This is a genomic window from Notoacmeibacter marinus (genome assembly GCF_002238045.1).
GTDB lineage: Bacteria > Pseudomonadota > Alphaproteobacteria > Rhizobiales > Rhizobiaceae > Notoacmeibacter > Notoacmeibacter marinus.
In genome coordinates this window covers 664390-684184 of record NZ_NBYO01000001.1, presented here as the reverse complement: position 1 = coordinate 684184, position 19795 = coordinate 664390, and the positions used below count along the sequence as shown (strand labels likewise).

Sequence of the window (19795 nt, the reverse complement as noted above, 5' to 3'; positions counted from 1 at the left end):
GGCAATATCTGCCGGAGCGCATCGAAGCGCCGCAGCGGCAGCGTTGCCTATGTAATGGGGCTTGGCCCAGGATGAAAGGGGGAGATTGCCGCCGCGTTCAGCGGCCACCCTCCATCAGGGCGGTCCGGGCCGCCAGTGCATGGCGGGTTTTACGTCCGCGAAGCCGGTCGATCAGCCAGTCTCCGGTCGGCTTTTCGAGAAGGGCGTGGCTGACCAGCGCAACGATGATGGTTCCGAGAGCGGCAGGGATGAAGAGCCAGTCGATCCGGAAATCCACGATCGGTTCGATGATCCGCCAGACGCCCTTGAGAAAGAAGGCTTCCAGAATGGGGTGCCACAGATAGATGCCGAAACTGACGGCGAAGAGGGGCAGACCTGGACGCAGCCAGGCCATGCCGTCCGGATTATCGCGTTCGGCAAGCGCGGCAAGCCAGAGCGTTCCGCCGAGCGCGGCCAGAATATAGCCATAGGCAACTGGTTGGAACATAAGCCAGACCGTGATGCCCATGGCGAACTGGCCGACCAGATGGGATCGCATGCGAAAGGTGGAGATTTCAACGAAACGAACGAGTGCGGCGCCGATGAAAAAGCTGCCGAGGCCCCGCAACGCGCCCCAGCTTTTCATTTCCGCAATGGACTGGGCCGCGGACCAGCCCTGTGCGATGACGAACAGTGCCAGCAGATAGGCGATCACGGCGCCGAAGATCAGCCCTGGAATGCCGTTCCGCGCGGCGATGAAAACGACGAGCGGCATCAGAAGATAGCAGAGCCACTCTGCCGAGAGCGACCAGGATGGAAAATTGAAGCTGAGCCATTCGGTAGTGCCCCACGCCTGCAATAGCAGCAGATTGGCCGGCAGCGCGCTCCAGTCGAACAGGTAGGGCCCATTCTCGGCGCGGATCAGGCCGGCCTCCCAGCCGAGACCGAGCAGAACAAAGAACGTCGTGGTGATCAGATGAAGCGGATAGAGCCGCGCCAGCCGTTTATAAAGAAAGGTGCCGAACGACTTCAGATTGCCGAGCTGGTGCCGATAGCGCTCATAGATCAGAAAGCCGGAGACCATGAAGAACAGGTCAAGCAGCGGCATCATGTTTTCCAGCCATGGCACCCAGATGCGCCAGTCATCGGATAGATGAACGAAATGGTACATCATGACGATCAGCGCCGCGACAAACCGCCAGACTGCAAAAGCGTGGTATATGGTCGGCTTCGGCGCTGATGCGGCAATGGTCATAGAACGATCCGGCGACGGAAACGGAGTGGCCCATTTAGCGCGTCGGAGTTATCCGCGAAACGGAAACTTCGCATGGTGGTAAACAGGACAAATTCGTCTGGCTGAAACAGCGTTGTTGTTGCCATGGGCGGATCGGGATGGATTTCCGGATCGTCTCACAATATAAGCGCGGCATGACCGGCCGATTGCGACGCTCGCCGACGATACGCCAGGGCCTGGCCCTGCTACTGGCCGCCATTCTGGTGGTCGGTCTCGGCTTCGGTTCGGCCGTTCGCGCATCCGCCACTGCGGACGGTCGCGCCCAGGCTGTGGAACTGGCGAACTACGCCCTGCCGGATGGAACCCTGCCGGTCATCTGTCGCGGTGGTTTGGCCGGCGATGATGATGCGCCCGGCCATGCGTCGCAGCTTCACTGTTTCGTCTGCGCCTTCGCAAAGATCGCCGGTCTGCCGCCGATGTCCGGCAAAGCGCCGGTCATCGCCGCGCCTCTGACGAAACCGCGTCTGGTCCACCAGAAGGCCGCGCCGGCATTCTCTCCATCCAAAGCCTTTTTCGCCCGCGGTCCGCCCATTCGCATCTAGAGCCGGCAAAGCCGGTCCTGTTTGACGAAATGCAAGGACACGCCTCTCGACAGGCGTCAAAAGGATAGAATGATGAAAAGAACGATTCTGGCCGCTGTTGCGGCGCTCGCAATCATGCCCGTTTCTGCCATGGCCGAAGCCGACAAGATGTCGGACGGGATGGTGGAAATGAAAAAGCACACCATTGGCAATCTGGAAGTGGAGCATGCGCGGCTTCGCGCCACGCCGCCCAACGCCAAGGTCGCCGCCGGCTATCTGACGGTGGAGAATAAGGGTGGGGAAGCCGACCGGCTGATCGGCGGTTCGGTCGACTTTTCCGACCGGGTCGAAATCCATGAAATGGCCGTGGAAGACGGCGTGATGAAGATGCGCCCGCTGGCGGACGGGTTGGAGATCGCGCCCGGTGAGGAGGTCGAATTGAAACCGGGCAGCTACCATCTGATGCTGATGGGCATGCGGGACACGCTGAAGGAAGGCGAGACGCGGACGCTGACGGTGGAGTTCGAGAAGGCCGGCGCCCTCACCATGGACGTGCCGGTGGTTCCGTTTGCCATGAGCGGCGATTCCGGTCACGCCGCCGAACATAAGGAGCACTGACAATGAGAACGCTCCGTATCGTCAGCTGGACGATAGTCGGTCTGCTGATCGTGGCCATTGCCGGCGCGCTCGTCTATCAATCGGTTTTCGGCGGTTCGGAGCGTTCCATGATTGCCGATACGAAAATGGGCGCACCTTTCGAACTGATCGATCACAATGGCGATCCGATCACCGAAAAGTCGCTGGAAGGGCAGCCCGCCGCTATTTTCTTCGGCTTTACCCATTGCCCGGAGGTTTGCCCGACCACGCTCTATGAAATGGCGAACTGGCTCGACAGGCTGGGTGAAGACGGCGAGAGCATTCGCGCCTTCTTCGTCACGGTCGACCCGGAACGCGATACGCCGGAGATGATGAAGTCCTATGTCGAGAACTTCACAGACCGCATCACCGGCATCACCGGCGATCCCGAAAAGGTCGCCGAGCTGAAGAAGGCCTGGCGGATTTACGCCAGAAAAGTGCCGCTCGAGGATGGCGATTACACGATGGACCACACCGCTTCGGTCCTGCTGATCGACTCGCAGGGCCGCTTCAAGGGCACGATCGCCTATGGCGAATCGTCCGATACGGCGGTGGAGAAGTTGCGGCGGCTGGCCAACGGTTAGTGTCGCCAATTCTGCGGCACGTTCAGAAGAACGACGAGACCGGCATATTGCTTGCAGCGTTTATGCCGGTCTTATCCCACCGGATCGTCCAGTTTTATGCCCTCGCGGCCCAGCTTCTCGCGAACCTGCTCTGCCTCTTCCGCCGTGAATTGATCGGAGTGGCGTAGCAGGATCGATTCGAAGGTCAGTTCGGGATGACCGCCATCGCTGAGAACGCGAAAGTCGTCGCTCAAATCGGGGCTCGTGGCGACATCGGCAATGCATTTCCTGGCGCCGTCGCGCTTGTGCTTCTGCTTGGCTCGAGACAGGCGACTCGTGCGCCCGGGTTTTGTCGTCCGCAACTCCTCGGCCATGTGCACGGCCTGCCAGAACTCACATTCCAGCGCATCGTCACTTTCAGGCGAGGCAAGGCGGGCTAGCTGCATCTGACAGCGAAAGACGAGATCGTCGCGGCCGAGCCGCGATGCGTTCTGGATAAGGGTCCGGAGCTTGGCCGGATCGTCCATTTCGTCGGGATTTGGTTCATATGCCATGACAACCCCTACAACAAAAAGCCCCGGCTGTCTCCAGCCGGGGCTTTCGTTTACAATGCATTGTAAGGACGATCAGGCGCTCTTCTTCTCGTCGCCATCCTCGTCGATCTCCTCATATTCGGCATCGACGACATCATCGCTCTCGCTGCCTTCGGATGCGCCATCCGCCTGCGCATCTGCTGCGGCGGCTTCGGTCTGGCTGGCTTCGTACATCGCCTGTCCAAGCTTCATCGAAGCTTCGGCCAATGTCTGCGTCTTCGCCGTGATGGCGTCCGGATCGGCGTCCTCATTGTCGAGTTCGGCCTGCAGATCGGACTTGGCCGTCTCGATGGCCGTCTTGTCCTCTTCGGAGACCTTGTCGCCGTAGTCCTTCAGGCTCTGCTCCGTGGAATGGATCAGCGCCTCGGCCTGGTTGCGGGCCTCGACCGCCGCACGCCGCTTCTTGTCGGCTTCGGCGTTCGATTCGGCATCGGCGACCATCTTCTCGATATCGTCGTCCGAAAGGCCGCCGGAGGCCTGGATGCGGATCTGCTGTTCCTTGCCGGTGCCCTTGTCCTTCGCGGAAACCTGCACGATGCCGTTCGCGTCGATGTCGAAGGTCACCTCGATCTGCGGCACGCCGCGCGGTGCGGGCGGAAGACCCACGAGATCGAACTGGCCGAGGATCTTGTTGTCGGCCGCCATCTCGCGCTCGCCCTGGAAGACCCGGATCGTCACCGCATTCTGATTGTCTTCAGCGGTGGAGAAGGTCTGGCTCTTCTTGGTCGGGATCGTGGTGTTGCGTTCGATCAGGCGGGTGAACACACCGCCCAGTGTCTCGATGCCGAGCGACAGGGGCGTGACGTCGAGCAGCAGCACATCCTTGACATCGCCCTGCAGCACGCCGGCTTGGATGGCGGCGCCCATGGCGACCACCTCATCGGGGTTCACACCCTTATGCGGCTCCTTGCCGAAGAACTGCTTCACCGTTTCCTGAACCTTCGGCATACGGGTCATGCCGCCGACGAGAACGACTTCGTCCAGCTCGTTGGCGGTGAGGCCGGCATCCTTCAGCGCGGCCTTCATCGGCTCCACGGTACGCTTGACGAGGCTCTCGACGAGGCTTTCGAACTTCGCCCGTGTCAGCTTCATGGTCAGGTGCTTCGGGCCGGACTGGTCGGCGGTGATGAAGGGCAGGTTGATCTCGGTCTGCGAAGACGATGACAGTTCGATCTTGGCCTTCTCCGCGGCCTCTTTCAGGCGCTGCAAGGCCAGCTTGTCGTTGCGCAGATCGATGCCCTGATCCTTCTTGAACTCGTCGGCAAGATATTCGACGAGCCTCATGTCGAAGTCTTCGCCGCCGAGGAAAGTGTCGCCATTGGTCGACTTCACCTCGAACACGCCGTCGCCGATCTCCAGGATGGAGACGTCGAACGTGCCGCCGCCAAGATCGTAAACGGCGATGGTCTTGCCGTCCTTCTTGTCGAGACCGTAGGCGAGGGCGGCAGCCGTCGGCTCGTTGATGATGCGCAGCACTTCGAGACCGGCGATCTTGCCGGCATCCTTGGTGGCCTGGCGCTGGGCGTCGTTGAAGTAAGCCGGAACGGTGATAACCGCCTGCTCGACCTTCTCGCCGAGATAGGCCTCAGCGGTTTCCTTCATCTTCTGAAGGATCATCGCGGAAATCTGCGAGGGGGAGTGGTCCTTGCCGCCGGCTTTCACCCAGGCGTCGCCATTGCTGCCTTCGACGATGGCGTAGGGGACCAGCTTCTTGTCTTTTTCGACCGTCGGGTCGGAATAGGGGCGGCCGATCAGGCGCTTGACCGCAAAGAGCGTGCCTTCCGGGTTCGTGACCGCCTGGCGCTTGGCCGGCTGGCCGACAAGGCGTTCGCCATCCTCGGTGAAGGCAACCATGGAAGGCGTGGTGCGCGCGCCTTCGGAATTCTCGATGACCTTGGCTTCCTTGCCGTCCATGACGGCGACGCAGGAATTGGTGGTGCCGAGGTCGATACCAATAACTTTAGCCATTCTTATCTCCGTTTAGCAGACTGCCGGGACCCGTTATGGCGTTCCGTGGCAGTCCCCGTTCCGATTGAAAGTGCGAAGCGAAAACCGTTCAGCGGAAGCGATTTGCGCCGTTCGCAGCGCATATAAGGAGCAAGGCCGGTGGTCGCAAGCGATGGCCGGCGGGAAGATCACGGAAATGTGAACGGGCGGTCCGCAGCGGACGCGCCGGCTTTTCACACATCCACCCAACCGCCATCCTCGCCTGCGCGATAGATGGCGTCGATCGCCTTCTGGTTCCTGACCGAATCCTCCAGACTGAAAATGGGCGAGCGGTCGCCCGTCTCGATGGCCGTTGCAAAGGTCTCGACTTCCAGCCGGTACTGGTCGACGCCGCTATAGCGGAACACTTCCATGCGGGAATGCGAGCGGTCGTGCAGGCGCACCTCGTCGCCCTCATAGAGATTGGAGTTCCATGGCGCGGTCACTTCGATGAAGCCGTCGTCCCCATGAAAGGCGATTGTCTGGCGATGCGCCATCTGCGTCGAAACATAGAAGCTCTGCTCGAATGCGCCATAATCGGCCCGGACGGACGCATAGCGATCCGTGCCGAACTCCGGATCGAAGTCGACGCTTGCGCTGATTCGCTGCGGTTCCGCCCCTGTGGCGAAGCGGGTCGTGACCGTGGGATAGACCGCGATGTCGGGAATGACGCCGCCGCCGAGCTCCGGCCGGTTGCGCATATTGTCCGCATCCTTGTTGAAATAGGTGAAGGCCGCATCGACCTGCCGCAACTTGCCGATGGCGTCGTCGGCGATGAGATCGCGCACCTTGTGCCATTGCGGATGGTAGGTGACCATGAAGGCTTCGGAGATCAGAACGCCGGTCTCATCGCGTGCGGAAATCAACCGGTCGATCTCGCAAGCCTTCAGTGCGATGGGCTTTTCGCACAGCACATGCTTGCCGGCGCGGGCAGCCTTTTCGGCCCATTCCACATGCATGGAGGTCGGCAGCGGAATATAAACCCCGTCGATCTTATCGCTGTCCAAAAGCGCGTCATAGGAGCCGAAGGCGTGCGGCGCGCCGAACCGGTCGGCGAGAGCCCACGCTGCGCCTTCGTCGCGGCTGGCGATGGTGCTCAACACGCAATTGTCCGCAGCGCAGATCGCCGGAATGACGTGCTCGCGCCCGATCTTGGCTGTCGATAGAATGCCCCAGCGGAACATGACCGTCTCCTTTCGGCAGGTGTCGTTAAGGCGAGGACCCTTAGCTTAGACGCGCCGTGAACCGATCAGTGAAACAGGTCGGCGCTCCTTTGGCGAGCTGTCACAATTCTGTGATTTATTACCTCTTCACCAAAATTCTAAGTTATTGAATATTCTGCTTTTTACGGCATTGATCTTTATGCGAGTTTAGTTTTGCCGTCTTAAATTGGCGCGACCGCCCAGAATATAGAGGTTCCAATGCAGACCGCGCCAGACATACCGTCACAACCAACCGCCGACCAACCGCGTTGGACCATCGACGGGTTTCTTGCGCGTGCATGGCATGGTCTCGACATGGCGCTACAGCCCATCGTTTCGATGAGAAGCGGCTCGCTATACAGCTACGAAGCGCTGATGCGCGGATACGATAAGATGGGGTTCGCATCGATCGAAAGCGTCCTCGACATGGCATATCGCTTGGGGCAGGCCGATGCCCTTCACCTGATCCTCCTGGAAAAAGCACTGAAGAAACTAACCGCCACGGCCGGTTATGAGGAGGTCAAGCTTTTCTTCAATCTCGATGGTCGCGCCCTTGAGGGCACGACCAGCCTGGCGGATTGCACGGCAAGGCTGCTGCACAAATACAGGTTCGAGCCCTCGGCGCTCTGTCTGGAATTCTCCGAAACCTATGACTACACCAACGATGCCAATATTCGGCAGACGATCGCCGATCACCGCGAACACGGCATTCGGTTTGCCATCGACGATTTCGGCCGGGGCATGTCCGAGCTCAAGGTTCTGTACGAATACCATCCCGAATTCATCAAGATCGACCGGTTTTTCGTGACCGGTATGATGGCCGACAATCGAAAGGAACTGTTCGTATCGACGCTGGTCAGCCTGGCCCATGTTCTGGGCAGTCGCATTGTCGCCGAAGGGGTGGAGACCGAGGAGGAATACCGGCGATGCTGGCGGCTGGGCTGCGATCTCGTTCAGGGCTATTTTGTCTGCCCGCCGCGCCTCGATTTTGACGACGGTCATGTGAGCTATCCGCATCTTCGGCTGACGCTTCAAAAGGAGATGGCGGGTCCCGCGCGGTCCGCCAATATTGTTCACGACCGTATCGAGCAGCTCAGCACGGTCAACCAGACGGACCGCATGAGCGAAGTGTTCGAAGCGTTCCGCTATTCCGAGAAGCAGTCGGTCTTTCCCGTTCTCGATGCCGCCGGCGAAGCCAAGGGCCTCGTGCGCGAGATCGACCTGAAGGAATTCACCTATTCGCCCTATGGACGCGACCTGCTGCTCAACAGTTCATGCAGCCGAAGCCTCACGCATTTCATAAGGCCTTGCCCAATCGCGGAAATCGGCTCGTCGGCCGATGCGATTTTGGACGTGTTTGCCTATTGGGATGGCGCAGATGGCATTATTCTGACCGACAATATGGCCTATGCAGGCTTCCTGTCGGCCCGATCGCTTCTGGAGATCATAAACGACCGACGCCTGGAAACTGCCAGGGACCAGAATCCACTATCGAATCTGCCCGGCAATGCGACGATCAGCAAATATTGCGAGAAGCAGGCCGACTCTGCAGACCGATCCCGTCACTTTTGCTATCTCGACTTCGACAATTTCAAGCCGTTCAACGACAATTACTCGTTTCGAGAGGGCGATCGGGCGATTTCGCTTTTCGCCGACTTGCTCAAGAAGCAATTCCTCGATCCACGCTACATGATCGGCCATGTCGGCGGTGACGATTTCTTTCTTGGCGCCGAAGATATCCTACCGGAAGAACTGGCTGCCGAACTGCAGCTTCTGAGGCAAAGATTCGCCACCAACGCGGCGAGCCTCTACCGATCCGAAGATCGCGACCGAGGCCATATTGTGGGTATGGACCGATATGGCAATCGCCGCCAGTTCCCGCTTTTGCAGTGTTCGATCGCCATGCTGACGGTGCCCGCCGGGCGGAGCGTCGACAATGTCGATCCTCTGATGACTGCCATCACTCGTCTGAAACGGGACGCAAAGCGCGCACATGACGGCCTTGCAACCGAAGTTTACGATGGCCCTTTTCGCCATAGGGCACAAAGGCCGGGCAAGGCGGCCAGCGATGAACGGGCAGCGTAGGATCAGTCGCCAGACGTGACAGCGCCAATGAGCGCGTATCGGTCAGAAATGGACCCGCACGCCGAATGTGTTGGCGTTGGTCGTGTCGCCCATATTGCCGATGGCCGGCAGGAAGAAGATGTTCTTGCCGCCCGAGCGGTGCTGCGCCCTGTAGACGAAATCGATGTTCGGCATCGATTTCAGCGAAACGGCGATTTCCGGCGCCATGAAGTAGAGGAGCGTCGCATCGCCGTCTTCCTCGATTTCGCGCCGCCGCTCCAGACCGTAGGAGCCCGTCACCGCCGTCAGGCCGAAGGTAAAGGCCGGTTTGATGAGGATGGGACCGATGGGAAGGCCCTTATGGCGGATGGTCGGGCCGGCCCAGAGTTCGCCGGACGTGCCCGACGGCCCGAAATCGTCATTGTCGATACGAACCGAAGCACCGATCTCGCCGCCGACCACCAGGCCAAGGGGCAGGTCGTAGGGGGTATGGGCCACGGCCGCCCCGATCTGCACCTGTCCGCCGAAATCCGCGACGAATGGCAAGGAATCCCGTTGCCAGACATGACCCTCGATCGAGCGGCCGGCGAAGACGAGAAGCGATGTGTCCGAAATGGCCTTCGGCATCGCGCCCGTATCGAGGCTCGGCTCCAATATGTCGGCGGCGCGCAAAGGGGCCGTTGCCATCATAAGGATCGAAAGGCCTATGCCGAATATAAAATGTCGCATGATTTCTCCACCGACGAACGCCCCATCGACTGCACAGATAAAACATTAGATGATCGTCAAGTCGACCGGATGAGACCAATTTGCAAATCATCGGCAGCGTCGTGCGGCATATTCGCAACGAAAACGACGCTATGATGACGAAACTAGGCCATTGTGCTTAATGATGCGTTGCCCCCGGCTCTTCGCGGTTCTTAACCGCGAAGAATACCGCCGGTCTGTTTGGCGACATTGGCGATAATCGTCGAGGACAGCGTTTCGAAATCCTCGTCGGTCAGCGTTCGCTGCAGAGGCTGGATCGTCACCGCCACCGCAATCGATTTCTTGTCCTCGCCGAGCGAAGCGCCTTCGAACACGTCGAACACCCTCACATCGGAGATGAGCCCGCGATCGGCGGCAGCCGTTGCCTTGACGATCTCGCCGGCCGGCACGGTCTTGTCGACGATGAAGGCGAAGTCCCGCGAGACGGCTTGGAACGGCGACAGTTCCAGCTTCGGCTTGGTGCGGGTCGCCTTCTTCTTCGGCGCGGGCAGGGCATCGACGAAGACTTCGAAGCCGCAGACCGGGCCGGAGACATCCAGCGCGTCCAGCACGCGTGGATGAAATTCGCCGAAACTGGCCAGAACGGTCTTCGGCCCGAGTCGCAGGGTGCCGGACCGACCGGGATGATACCAGTCGGGCGCGCCCTGCATGATCATCAGCTTGTCGACCGGCGCGCCGATGGCTTCGAGAACGGCAAGCGCATCGGATTTTGCGTCGAACACGCCGACCGGCGCCAAGGCGCCGGACCAGTGCCGCCCAAATCCATCCATATGGGCGCTGCCGGTGCGCACGCCGCCGGCAACGCGGCGCTGGCCTTTCGGCGTGTCGTCTTCATAGGTGCCCGAGACCTCGAAGAGAGCGACGTCGCCATAGCCGCGCTTGGCGTTTCGCCCGGCTGCGGCAAGCAGGCCCGGAAGTAGCGACGGCCGCATGTCGCTCATATCGGCGGCGATCGGATTGGCGAGCTTCAGGCGTTGATCGCCTCCGCCGAACAGCTTGGCGTGATCGGCCGGAATGAACGACCATGTGACCGCTTCCATCATGCCGCGCGCTGCAAGCGCGCGTTTGGCGGCGCGGGTGCGGTTCTGTAGCGGCGTCAGAATGGGGCCGCCAACCGCGCCATGGGCCGGAAGCGGCGCCGGCTCGATCTCGTCGACGCCATGAATGCGAATGACCTCTTCGACGAGATCGGCCTTGCCGTCGATATCGGGCCGCCAGTTCGGCACGCTGATCCGTGCGGTCCCGTCCCCGTCATCCATCCTATCGAAACCGAGGCGCGAAAGGATGGAAAGACTTTCGTCCTTCGATATGTCAATGCCGGTGAGCCGCTTCACCTCGCTTGGCGGAAAGGCGATCTGCCGGCGTTCAGGCTCCTCATAGCCGGCAATGATCTTCTCGCTCGGTGTGCCGCCACAAATATCCGTGACGAATTGCGTCGCCAGATCGAGACCGGGCTCCATGAAGGTAGGGTCGACGCCACGCTCAAAGCGGTAGCGCGCATCGGTAATGATGCCGAGATCGCGTCCCGTGCGTGCGATGTTCGCTGGGTCCCAGAGCGCCGATTCGATCAGGACGTCCGTGGTGGTTTCATCGCAACCGGAGGCCTCGCCGCCCATCACTCCGGCAATGCTTTCCACGCCGTTTTCGTCGGCAATGACACAGATGCCGTCATTCAACTCATAGGTCCGCTCGTCGAGTGCTTCGACCGCCTCGCCATCCTTTGCGCGGCGGACGGTAAGGTCGCCCTTCACCTTGGCCGCATCGAACACATGTAGCGGGCGGCCTCGGTCGAAGGTGACGTAATTGGTGATGTCGACGAGCGCGTTGATCGGGCGAAGGCCGATCGCGTTCAGCCGGCGCTGCATCCAGTCGGGCGATGCGCCGTTCCTGACGCCGCGCACCAGACGCAAAGCGAAGCCGGGGCAAAGGTCTGATGCTTCGATGGTAAGGCCTGTCGGGCATGCGCCTTCGCCGACGATGGAGGGGACGGGCGGCGTCTTCAGCGTTCCGAGACCGGAGGCCGCCAGATCGCGCGCGATGCCGGAGACGCCGGTGCAGTCTGGCCGGTTCGGCGTCAGATTAATTTCGATGACGGGGTCGGCGAGACCCGCCCATTCGGCGTAACTCTGGCCGACCGGCGCATCTTCCGGCAGGTCGATGATGCCCTCATGCTCGTCCGACAGTTCCAGCTCGCGCTCCGAGCACATCATGCCGAAGCTCTCTACGCCGCGAATATTGCCCTTGCCAATGGTGGTGTCGAGGCCCGGAATATAGCTGCCCGGTCGTGCCAGAACGCCTACTAGGCCGGCGCGTGCATTGGGTGCGCCGCAAACCACCTGCAGCGGCTCTCCCTGGCCGGTATCGACTTTCAGTACCTGAAGCTTGTCGGCATCGGGGTGGCGTCCCGCCTCGATCACACGGGCGATGGTGAAGGGTTTCAGGCTCGCCCGGTCGTCGACATCCTCGACCTCCAGACCGATCATGGTCAGCCGCTCGCAGATGGTGGAAAGATCGGCGTCCGTTTCCAGATGATCCTTCAGCCAGGACAGGGTCAGTTTCATCGCGTGCAATCGCTCCAGACAAAGCTGCGGTCCGCGCTCTTCGGCCCGGACTGCCAATATTCAGTCGGTCGGCTGCATACGCTGTTTGGCGGCGCGGGAAAACCCGCTCCGCTCACTTGTCTGCCGTTCCGCGACTGGCAACGTATCGTCCGGCGGCATTTTGCAAGGTCGTTGTAATAAGAAGCGGCCTCCGCCCGTTACTGGAGATGGAAGAGAGGCCGATCGCGCCAAGCGCGGCCCGTGTCAATGCGTGGCGGATCAATGGTCGTGAAAAGCACGGGGACTGAGGCCCTTGCGCCACCAGATGAAGTAGAGCGAGCCGATCTGGCGTGTCGGCACCTGACGCTCCAGTTCGCAGCGGCGCATATATTGAATGGTTTTGATCTTGAGGGTTCCGGCAATAAGGGGAATGTTTAGATGCATGGGGACGATCCGATGAATACGTATCATGGCATGAAGGGCAGCCCCGAAACCCTTCGCAATGACAACAGGAAAGACGAAACACTGTGATGACAGTTGGAAAAGCCTGGCTCTCCACCGCCCTTTTTCTTGTTGGCTTGGTAGCGAACCTGAACCCCGCTTTGGCGGAAAATAAGGCACCTTCCGTCACCGACTGGCCGGCGATCGAAGAGGCGGCCAAAGGCCAGACCGTGCAATGGAATGCGTGGGGCGGGGCGGAAAACATCAACGCCTATATCGACTGGGTCGGCGACCGAATGGAGGCGCTTTACGGCGTTTCCGTGAACCATGTGCGTCTGTCCGACACCGCCGAGGCCGTCTCGCGCGTCATCGCCGAAAAGGCGGCGGGCAGGATCGATGACGGATCGGTCGACCTCATCTGGATCAATGGCGAGAACTTCGTCGCCATGAAGGAGCGCGGCCTTCTGGAGACGCCCGGCTGGGCGACGGCGCTGCCCAACTGGGAATATGTCGACGTGGAAGGCAAGCCGACCGTCGTGACGGATTTTACGGTAGCGACCGACGGGCTGGAATCGCCCTGGGGCATGGCCAAGCTGACCTTCTGGCACGACACGGCACGGACGGCAGCGGCGGACCTTCCTGCTTCGGCGAAAGAAATTGCCGCCTGGCTTAAGGACAATCCGGGACGTTTCACCTATCCCGCACCGCCCGATTTCGTCGGCTCGACTTTTCTGAAACAGCTTCTGGCGGAAACCGCGCCGAAGGATATCGACTTGTCCCAGCCGGCGACCGACGAGACATTTCCCGCCGCCACGAAAGCGATGTTCGCCATGCTGGACGAGATGCGGCCAAATCTCTGGCGCAGCGGCCAGCGCCACCCGGAGAACTATCCGGCGATGAAGGCGCTCCTTGCCGATGGCGAGATCGATATCCTCTTCGCATTCAATCCGGGCGAGGCTTCATCGGGGATCGCCGCCGGTGAGTTGCCCGAAACGGTGCGCCCGCTTCCCTTTCCCGGCGGCACCCTCGGCAACAGCCATTTCGTGGCGGTGCCCTTCAATGCGGCCAATCGCGAAGGCGCGCTCCTGCTTGCCAATTTCCTGATCTCGCCCGAAGCGCAGATCAGAAAGGAGAACCCCGAAATATGGGGCGACCCGACCGTGCTCGACGTTGCCAGCCTGCCAGAAGACGATCGCAAGGCGTTCGGGGCCCTGCCGCTGGGGGTGGCGACTCCGTCGCCGGCTGAGACCGGACCGGTTCTGGTCGAACCGCATGGCAGTTGGCAGGATCGGCTCGAAGCGGAGTGGGAAAAGCGCTACGTGGTCGGCGGCTGAGCGCCTTGCGACAGAGGGCGCCGCTTCTGCTCATTTCGTCGGGACTGGCCCTGGCCGTAATCGCACTGCCGGTTCTGGCAGGGCTGGCGGGTACGGTTCTGCCGGCCTTCGGCTATCTACCCGCGCTCGGCGGTCGGACCCTGTCGCTCGAACCCTTCCACGATCTGCTGGCGACACCGGGCCTGAATGACAGCATCCGCCTGTCGCTGGTGACGGGACTGGCCGCCGCGCTGATCTCGCTCGGACTGGCCGGCGCCTTTACCGCCGCCGCGGCCGGTACGCCGGTCTTCGAGCGGATGCGCCGTCTGCTCGCGCCGCTTCTCGCAATTCCCCATGCCGCGGCGGCCTTCGCCTTCGCTTTCCTCATCGTTCCATCGGGCCTGATCCTGCGCTTCCTTTCACCATGGGCGACCGGCCTGCAGCGCCCCCCGGACGTCTTGATCGTCGGCGATCCGGCGGGACTGTCTCTGATCGCGGGGCTGGTGCTGAAGGAAACGCCGTTCTTGATCCTGCTGATCCTCGCCGCACTGCCGCAGATGCCGGTGGCGCGCAGCCGCCAGCTTGCCGCTTCGCTGGGCTACGGTCGTATGACCGGTTTTGTTTTCCTGCAATGGCAACCGCTCTACCGGCAGATACGACTCGGCGTTCTCGCGGTGATCGCCTTTTCCTCCTCCGTCATCGACGTCGCCCTGATTCTCGGACCGAACCTGCCGGCACCGCTTTCGGTCCGGCTGGCGCAGTGGATGGTCGATCCGGACCTTTCTCTACGCTTCACCGCAAGCGCGGGCGCGATCCTGCAACTCGCCGTAACACTCGCTGCCATTCTGCTTTGGGTCGGCCTGGAGCGGGTCGGCGCGACCATTCTTGGCGTGATGCGGGAAAGAGGTTTGCGGCTGGCTAGAGATCGCATCCCCCGCGCAGTCGCTATCGGCCTGCCCGTCGCAACGGCGTCTTTCCTGATCGCGGGGTTCCTGGCACTGTTTTTATGGTGCTGTGCCGGCTTCTGGCCGTTTCCAGATACGCTGCCACAGGACTGGACGCTGCGTAGCTGGCGAACGGCATGGCCACGCCTTGGCGGACCGCTCGCCACCACGCTGATCGCCGCCTTCGCCTCGGCTTTCATCGGAATGGTGTTGGTGGTGCTTCGCCTTGCGACGCGCCCTGTGGGACGGCCGGCGAGCGTCCTGTCCCAAGGCGTGATGTGGCTGCCCTTGCTGCTGCCGCAGGTTGGCTTTCTCTTCGGGCTGCAGTTTCTGGCGATCCGCACCGGAACGGACGGCTCCTATGCGGCGCTGATTCTGTCGCATCTGATTTTCGTGCTGCCCTATCTCATGATCACGATGCAGGATGCCTGGGCGGCCTTCGATCCGCGCTATGAGCGTGTCGCCACCGCGCTCGGCGCTTCCCGATTGCGCGCGTTTTTCCGAGTGCGGCTGCCCATGATGATGAACGCGCTGCTTGCCGCGTTCGCCATCGGTTTCGCGGTCTCGGTCGGCCAGTACCTCTCGACCGTTCTGATCGGCGCGGGCCGTCTGCCGACGCTCACCACCGAAGCCGTGGCGTTGGCCGCCGGCGACAATCGTCGGACCATCGCCGTCTATGCGCTGCTGCAGACGCTGCCGCCGCTGATCCTCTTCGCCATTGCCGCCATCCTGCCCGCCTTGCTATGGCGAAACCGCAGGGCCATGGCGGCATAGGAGAGAGCGATCTTGGACAATGGGGCGCGGCAAGGCGCAAAAGCGGATGCGAGCCTCGATCTGCGCGCCGTACGGATTGCACTGAACGGCCAGGCTCTGCTGCAGCTGGAGCACACCGTCGCGCCGGGCGAGATCCTGACCGTTATGGGGCCGTCCGGTTCCGGCAAGTCCAGCCTGCTGGCCTATATTGGCGGTTTCCTCGATCCGGCGTTCACCGCCCGCGGCGAAGTCTGGCTCGGGGGACGGAAGATTGACGGCAGACCGGCCTCGGACCGCCATTGCGGGCTTCTGTTTCAGGACGCGCTTCTTTTTCCACATATGAATGTCGGGCAGAACCTTGCCTTCGCTTTGCCGAGTGCGGTCCGTGGTCGGCAGACGCGGCAGGAGGAAGTTCGCCGGGTGCTGCGACAGATCGGTTTGCCGGACATCGAGAAACGCGACCCCGCGACGCTGTCCGGCGGCCAGAAGGCGCGGGTGGCGCTGGCGCGGACACTTCTGTCACGACCCGACGCCATGCTACTGGACGAGCCCTTCTCCAGCCTCGATGCCGATCTGCGAACCGCGATGCGCGATTTGACCTTCGGTGCGATCCGCCAGGCGGGCATTCCCGCCATTCTGGTTACACACGACAAGGTCGACGCGGAAGCAGCGCGCGGACCGGTCGTCACGATCGGCGAGCCGGGGATCGCATGACAACGCATGCGCCTGCGCTTGATGATCTGCCGGACTTGCCGGTTCGGGAAGCCGTGCCGAAGCTTCTGCAGGCGCTGGACGAGAGGAGCAGCGCCGTCCTGGTCGCCCCGCCCGGGGCCGGCAAGACGACCCTGGTGCCGCTCGCGCTTCTGGCTGCCGGCTGGCGCGGCGACGGCACCATCGTTCTGCTGGAGCCGAGGCGCCTGGCGGCCCGCGCGGCAGCGCGGCGCATGGCGGCGATCCTGGGCGAAGAGGTCGGTGAGACGGTCGGCTACGCCATGCGGATGGACAATCGCACCGGACCGGCGACGCGCATTCTCGTCGTCACAGAGGGTGTTTTCGCCGCGATGATCCTGGACGATCCCGAACTGAAAGGCATCGCCGCTGTCCTGTTCGACGAATATCATGAGCGTAGTCTCGATGCCGATTTCGGCCTGGCCCTCGCATTGGATGTTGCCGGCGCGCTGCGGCCCGATCTGCGGCTGCTGGTGATGAGCGCGACACTGGATACGGCGGGCGTCGCCGAACTGCTCGGCAATGCGCCCGTGATCGAAAGTCTTGGCCGCGCCTTTCCGGTCGATATTCGCTATCGCCCGCGCAAGGCGGATCAGCGGATCGAGGACGTGATGACCTCCGCGATCCGCGCGGCGCTGGCGGAGGAGGAGGGCTCGATCCTTGCCTTCCTGCCGGGCCAAGCCGAGATTCGCCGGGTCGAGGAGCGCCTCCACGAGGCGATCCCATCCGCGATGGCCGAGCGCGTCGACATCATGGCGCTGCATGGCGGCCTTCAGGGTAAGGACCAGGACGCCGCCATTCGCCCCGCGCCGGATGGACGCCGCAAGATCGTGCTGGCAACACCCATCGCCGAGACTTCGGTCACCATCGATGGCGTACGCGTGGTGATCGATTCAGGGCTGGCGCGTGTGCCGAAATACGAGCCCGGCAGCGGTGTGACGCGCCTTGAAACGGTTCGCGCCTCGCGCGCGAGCATCGACCAGCGGGCCGGCCGCGCGGGCCGCACCCGGCCGGGCGTCGCGATCCGCCTTTGGGCCGAGCCGCAGACCGCCGCGCTCATCGCCCATGGAACGCCGGAGATCATGGAGGCCGACCTCTCCCGCCTCCTGCTCGACAGCGCCGCCTTCGGCGTCATCGATCCGCGCAAGCTGCCCTTTCTCGACCCGCCGCCCGAACCGGCGCTGAACGAAGCGCATAAGTTGCTCGCCCTGTTGGGCGCGCTGGACGAGGCCGGCGCCATCACGGCGAGCGGCCATGCGATGCGCAAACTGGCGCTGCCAGTGCGCCTCGCCTTCATGATCGCAGAGGCCGCACAACATAGCGAAGTGAAACGCGCCGCCAAACTGGCGATTCTGCTGACCGAACGCGGGCTCGGCGGCATGGCGGCCGATCTGGAACGTCGCCTCTCCGGCTTCGAACGCGATAATTCGTCGCGCGCCAAATCCGCTCGCGCTCTTGCCGACCGTCTGGCGAAGAGCGCCGGCGCAGGGCGTCGCGAGGCATCGGGCATGTCGGTCGGCGAGCTTCTGCTTCTGGCCTATCCGGATCGTCTGGCCCGCCGGCGGGGCGGCCACGGCCGCTACATCCTGGCCAATGGGCGCGGTGCGGCGCTCGACGAGACCGACCCACTGGCCGGCGAGGAATGGCTGGTCGTCGCCGATATGACCGGGCAGGCGCGGCAGGGCCGCATCGTTGCCGCGGCCGCGCTCGACGAGGCAACGGTGCGCGATGCCATGACGGACCGGATCGAACACCGGGTGGAAGCGTCCTTTGATCCAGAGACGCGCCGTTTGAAGGGCCGGCGCATTACCGCCATCGGCGCGATTGCGCTAAGCGAGCAGCCCCTCACCATCGAGAAAGGGCCGGAAGCGGACGCCGCGCTTCTGTCGGCCGTTCGTCAAGCGGGGCTCTCCATCCTGCCCTTCACCGACAGGACCGAAAGCCTGCTGGCCCGTCTGCGCTGGCTGCACGACACCGTCGGCGCGCCCTGGCCGGCCATGGACGAACCCACGCTTCTGGCTGAGTTGGACGACTGGCTCGGCCCGTTTCTCGATGGGGCCGGCCGGCTCGACCCGCTATCCGGTAAGCTCTCAGACGCCTTGCGCAGCCGCGTGCCGTTCGATCTGCATCGGAAGATCGACGAAGACGCCCCGACCCATTTCGAGGCGCCGACCGGCAACCGCCTGCCGATCCGCTATGAGCCGGAACGGGGGCCGGTTTTGGCCATCCGCGTGCAGGAACTGTTCGGGCTGACCGACCATCCGACGATTGGCGGCGGCACACCGCTTTTGCTTGAGCTTCTGTCGCCGGCCCACCGGCCCATCCAGACGACCACCGAACTGCCGGGCTTCTGGGCCGGGTCGTGGGCCGATGTCCGCGCCGATATGCGCGGTCGCTACCCCAAGCACGAATGGCCCGACGACCCGGCCAATGCCGCACCGACGGCACGGGCAAAGCGTCGGAAGGGGTGATCCGAATCGGATGCAATGCGCAACTTTTGGTAGCATCAACGCCGATTGCACCAATCGTTGATCGATGTCGACGAATGGGAACTGCCCTTCAAGGCTGGCGTTGGCCTGGAACACCCGGAGGAAAGAAGATGCCGATTGAGAAAGTCTACGCTCAATTGTCGTGCAGCGATCTTGAGCGAAGCATCGTTTGGTTCGAGCATCTGTTCGAGCGGACGCCCGATGCAAGGCCAATGGATGGGCTCGCCGAATGGCATCATGCAGACACTGCCGGTTTTCAATTGTTCCGGAACGCGCCCAATGCCGGCAAGGGGACGCTGACACTCATCGTCAGCGATTTGAGAACGGAGCACTCACGGCTTGCTAACGCAGGTCTGGAACCATCCGCCATCGAACCGGCGGACACGACGAGCCTCGTCCGACTGCACGATCCCGACCGGAACCTGGTGGTCCTCGCCCAACCCGGACGCGCCTGAGCTTTTGCTTGATATCGCCGCTAGCCCGCATCCTCGTCCAGTCCGGGCACGTCGAGCCCGGCCATCTCGGCCAGCATGAGTCGCCGGGTGGCGAGCCGCGCGAAACGCTGCAGCAGCGCCTTGCGCGTCGCCCCGGCCAGCGGATGGGCCGGCGCTTCGCCGAGGATTTCGGCGCCGTATCCGTCCGAAAGAATGAAGCCGGCATCGTCCGGAAAGATGTCCGCCGGCACCGCCGGGTGGGTGGCAAAGAAGAGCCGGTCGCAATGGGCGCGGTAGTCCGGCCATTTGGTGTCGGCGCGCAGATCCTCCAAGCTCGTCTTGATCTCGACGATCCAGAATTCGTTCCGGGCGGTCATCACCAGAAGATCGGCGCGGCGGCCGCCCTTCAGCATGACTTCGGGAAGCGCCACGGCGCCAAGATCGACGCACAGGCGCTGGACGCCCCGCCGCACGAGCATGGCACGATCAGATTGCCGACCATCCGCCAGGGGATGGGCGAATCGGAGGGGTGACCCGACACTCATG

Annotated in this window: 17 protein-coding genes; 9 read left to right on the top strand and 8 right to left on the bottom strand. The window is 62.4% G+C overall.

Translation table 11 applies throughout. The annotated features are described in order from the left end of the window. Positions 1 to 97 precede the first annotated feature (97 nt). Positions 98 to 1234 (bottom strand): acyltransferase family protein, encoded by a 1137-nt coding sequence (locus B7H23_RS03160; protein WP_094075921.1) that lies wholly within the window; start codon positions 1232 to 1234, stop codon positions 98 to 100. 137 nt (positions 1235 to 1371) lie between these two features. On the opposite strand from B7H23_RS03160, the gene B7H23_RS03155 reads away from it, so the two are divergent. The 3 genes from B7H23_RS03155 to B7H23_RS03145 all read left to right on the top strand — a co-directional run bounded on the left by B7H23_RS03155 (position 1372) and on the right by B7H23_RS03145 (position 3014). Further along, positions 1372 to 1815 carry a hypothetical protein gene (locus tag B7H23_RS03155; RefSeq protein WP_094075920.1) on the top strand — a complete coding sequence of 148 codons (444 nt, stop codon included), beginning with the start codon at positions 1372 to 1374 and terminating at the stop codon, positions 1813 to 1815. Between the two features lie 69 nt (positions 1816 to 1884). Then, positions 1885 to 2412, top strand: coding sequence for a copper chaperone PCu(A)C (locus B7H23_RS03150; RefSeq protein WP_094075919.1), 528 nt, complete (start codon positions 1885 to 1887; stop codon positions 2410 to 2412). Positions 2413 to 2414: 2 nt separating this feature from the next. After that, a complete protein-coding gene (locus B7H23_RS03145) occupies positions 2415 to 3014 on the top strand; it encodes an SCO family protein (protein WP_094075918.1) in 600 nt (199 codons plus the stop codon). A 71-nt stretch (positions 3015 to 3085) separates the two neighbouring features. Here the strand turns inward: B7H23_RS03145 and B7H23_RS03140 are convergent, their stop codons facing one another. The 3 genes from B7H23_RS03140 to B7H23_RS03130 all read right to left on the bottom strand — a co-directional run bounded on the left by B7H23_RS03140 (position 3086) and on the right by B7H23_RS03130 (position 6756). Next, a complete protein-coding gene (locus B7H23_RS03140) occupies positions 3086 to 3547 on the bottom strand; it encodes a hypothetical protein (protein WP_094075917.1) in 462 nt (153 codons plus the stop codon). 72 nt (positions 3548 to 3619) lie between these two features. Continuing rightward, positions 3620 to 5554, bottom strand: a complete 1935-nt coding sequence (dnaK, locus tag B7H23_RS03135; protein WP_094075916.1) for a molecular chaperone DnaK — start codon at positions 5552 to 5554, stop codon at positions 3620 to 3622. A gap of 212 nt (positions 5555 to 5766) precedes the next feature. Then, a complete protein-coding gene (locus tag B7H23_RS03130) occupies positions 5767 to 6756 on the bottom strand; it encodes a Gfo/Idh/MocA family protein (protein ID WP_094075915.1) in 990 nt (329 codons plus the stop codon). Positions 6757 to 6993: 237 nt separating this feature from the next. On the opposite strand from B7H23_RS03130, the gene B7H23_RS03125 reads away from it, so the two are divergent. Next, complete coding sequence (locus B7H23_RS03125; protein WP_094075914.1) at positions 6994 to 8859, top strand: EAL domain-containing protein; 1866 nt, start codon at positions 6994 to 6996, stop codon at positions 8857 to 8859. A 42-nt stretch (positions 8860 to 8901) separates the two neighbouring features. Here the strand turns inward: B7H23_RS03125 and B7H23_RS03120 are convergent, their stop codons facing one another. From B7H23_RS03120 to B7H23_RS16085, 3 genes are all read right to left on the bottom strand, one after another. Next, entirely contained in the window at positions 8902 to 9567 is a 666-nt protein-coding gene (locus B7H23_RS03120; protein ID WP_094075913.1) for a hypothetical protein, read from the bottom strand. Between the two features lie 191 nt (positions 9568 to 9758). After that, on the bottom strand, positions 9759 to 12167 hold the full coding sequence (gene pheT, locus B7H23_RS03115) for a phenylalanine--tRNA ligase subunit beta (protein WP_094075912.1): 2409 nt from the start codon (positions 12165 to 12167) through the stop codon (positions 9759 to 9761). Between the two features lie 258 nt (positions 12168 to 12425). Beyond that, on the bottom strand, positions 12426 to 12590 hold the full coding sequence (locus tag B7H23_RS16085) for a hypothetical protein (protein ID WP_173861874.1): 165 nt from the start codon (positions 12588 to 12590) through the stop codon (positions 12426 to 12428). An 86-nt stretch (positions 12591 to 12676) separates the two neighbouring features. Between B7H23_RS16085 and B7H23_RS03110 the strand changes: the two genes are divergently transcribed. From B7H23_RS03110 to B7H23_RS03090, 5 genes are all read left to right on the top strand, one after another. Next, the gene (locus B7H23_RS03110; protein ID WP_094075911.1) at positions 12677 to 13921 is read left to right on the top strand and encodes an ABC transporter substrate-binding protein; all 1245 of its coding nucleotides are present in this window, start codon (positions 12677 to 12679) and stop codon (positions 13919 to 13921) included. 5 nt (positions 13922 to 13926) lie between these two features. Continuing rightward, positions 13927 to 15618 carry an ABC transporter permease gene (locus B7H23_RS03105; RefSeq protein ID WP_240534952.1) on the top strand — a complete coding sequence of 564 codons (1692 nt, stop codon included), beginning with the start codon at positions 13927 to 13929 and terminating at the stop codon, positions 15616 to 15618. A 12-nt stretch (positions 15619 to 15630) separates the two neighbouring features. Continuing rightward, complete coding sequence (locus tag B7H23_RS03100) at positions 15631 to 16311, top strand: ATP-binding cassette domain-containing protein (protein ID WP_094075910.1); 681 nt, start codon at positions 15631 to 15633, stop codon at positions 16309 to 16311. Then, entirely contained in the window at positions 16308 to 18797 is a 2490-nt protein-coding gene (gene hrpB, locus B7H23_RS03095) for an ATP-dependent helicase HrpB (protein ID WP_094075909.1), read from the top strand. Before B7H23_RS03100 ends, hrpB begins: the two co-directional genes overlap by 4 nt. Before the next feature lie 128 nt (positions 18798 to 18925). Further along, positions 18926 to 19270: a VOC family protein gene (locus B7H23_RS03090; RefSeq protein ID WP_094075908.1), complete on the top strand. Its 345-nt coding sequence runs from the start codon at positions 18926 to 18928 to the stop codon at positions 19268 to 19270. Positions 19271 to 19290: 20 nt separating this feature from the next. On the opposite strand, the gene B7H23_RS03085 is transcribed toward B7H23_RS03090, so the two are convergent. Beyond that, a complete protein-coding gene (locus B7H23_RS03085) occupies positions 19291 to 19794 on the bottom strand; it encodes an MmcB family DNA repair protein (protein ID WP_094076843.1) in 504 nt (167 codons plus the stop codon). Position 19795 lies beyond the last annotated feature (1 nt).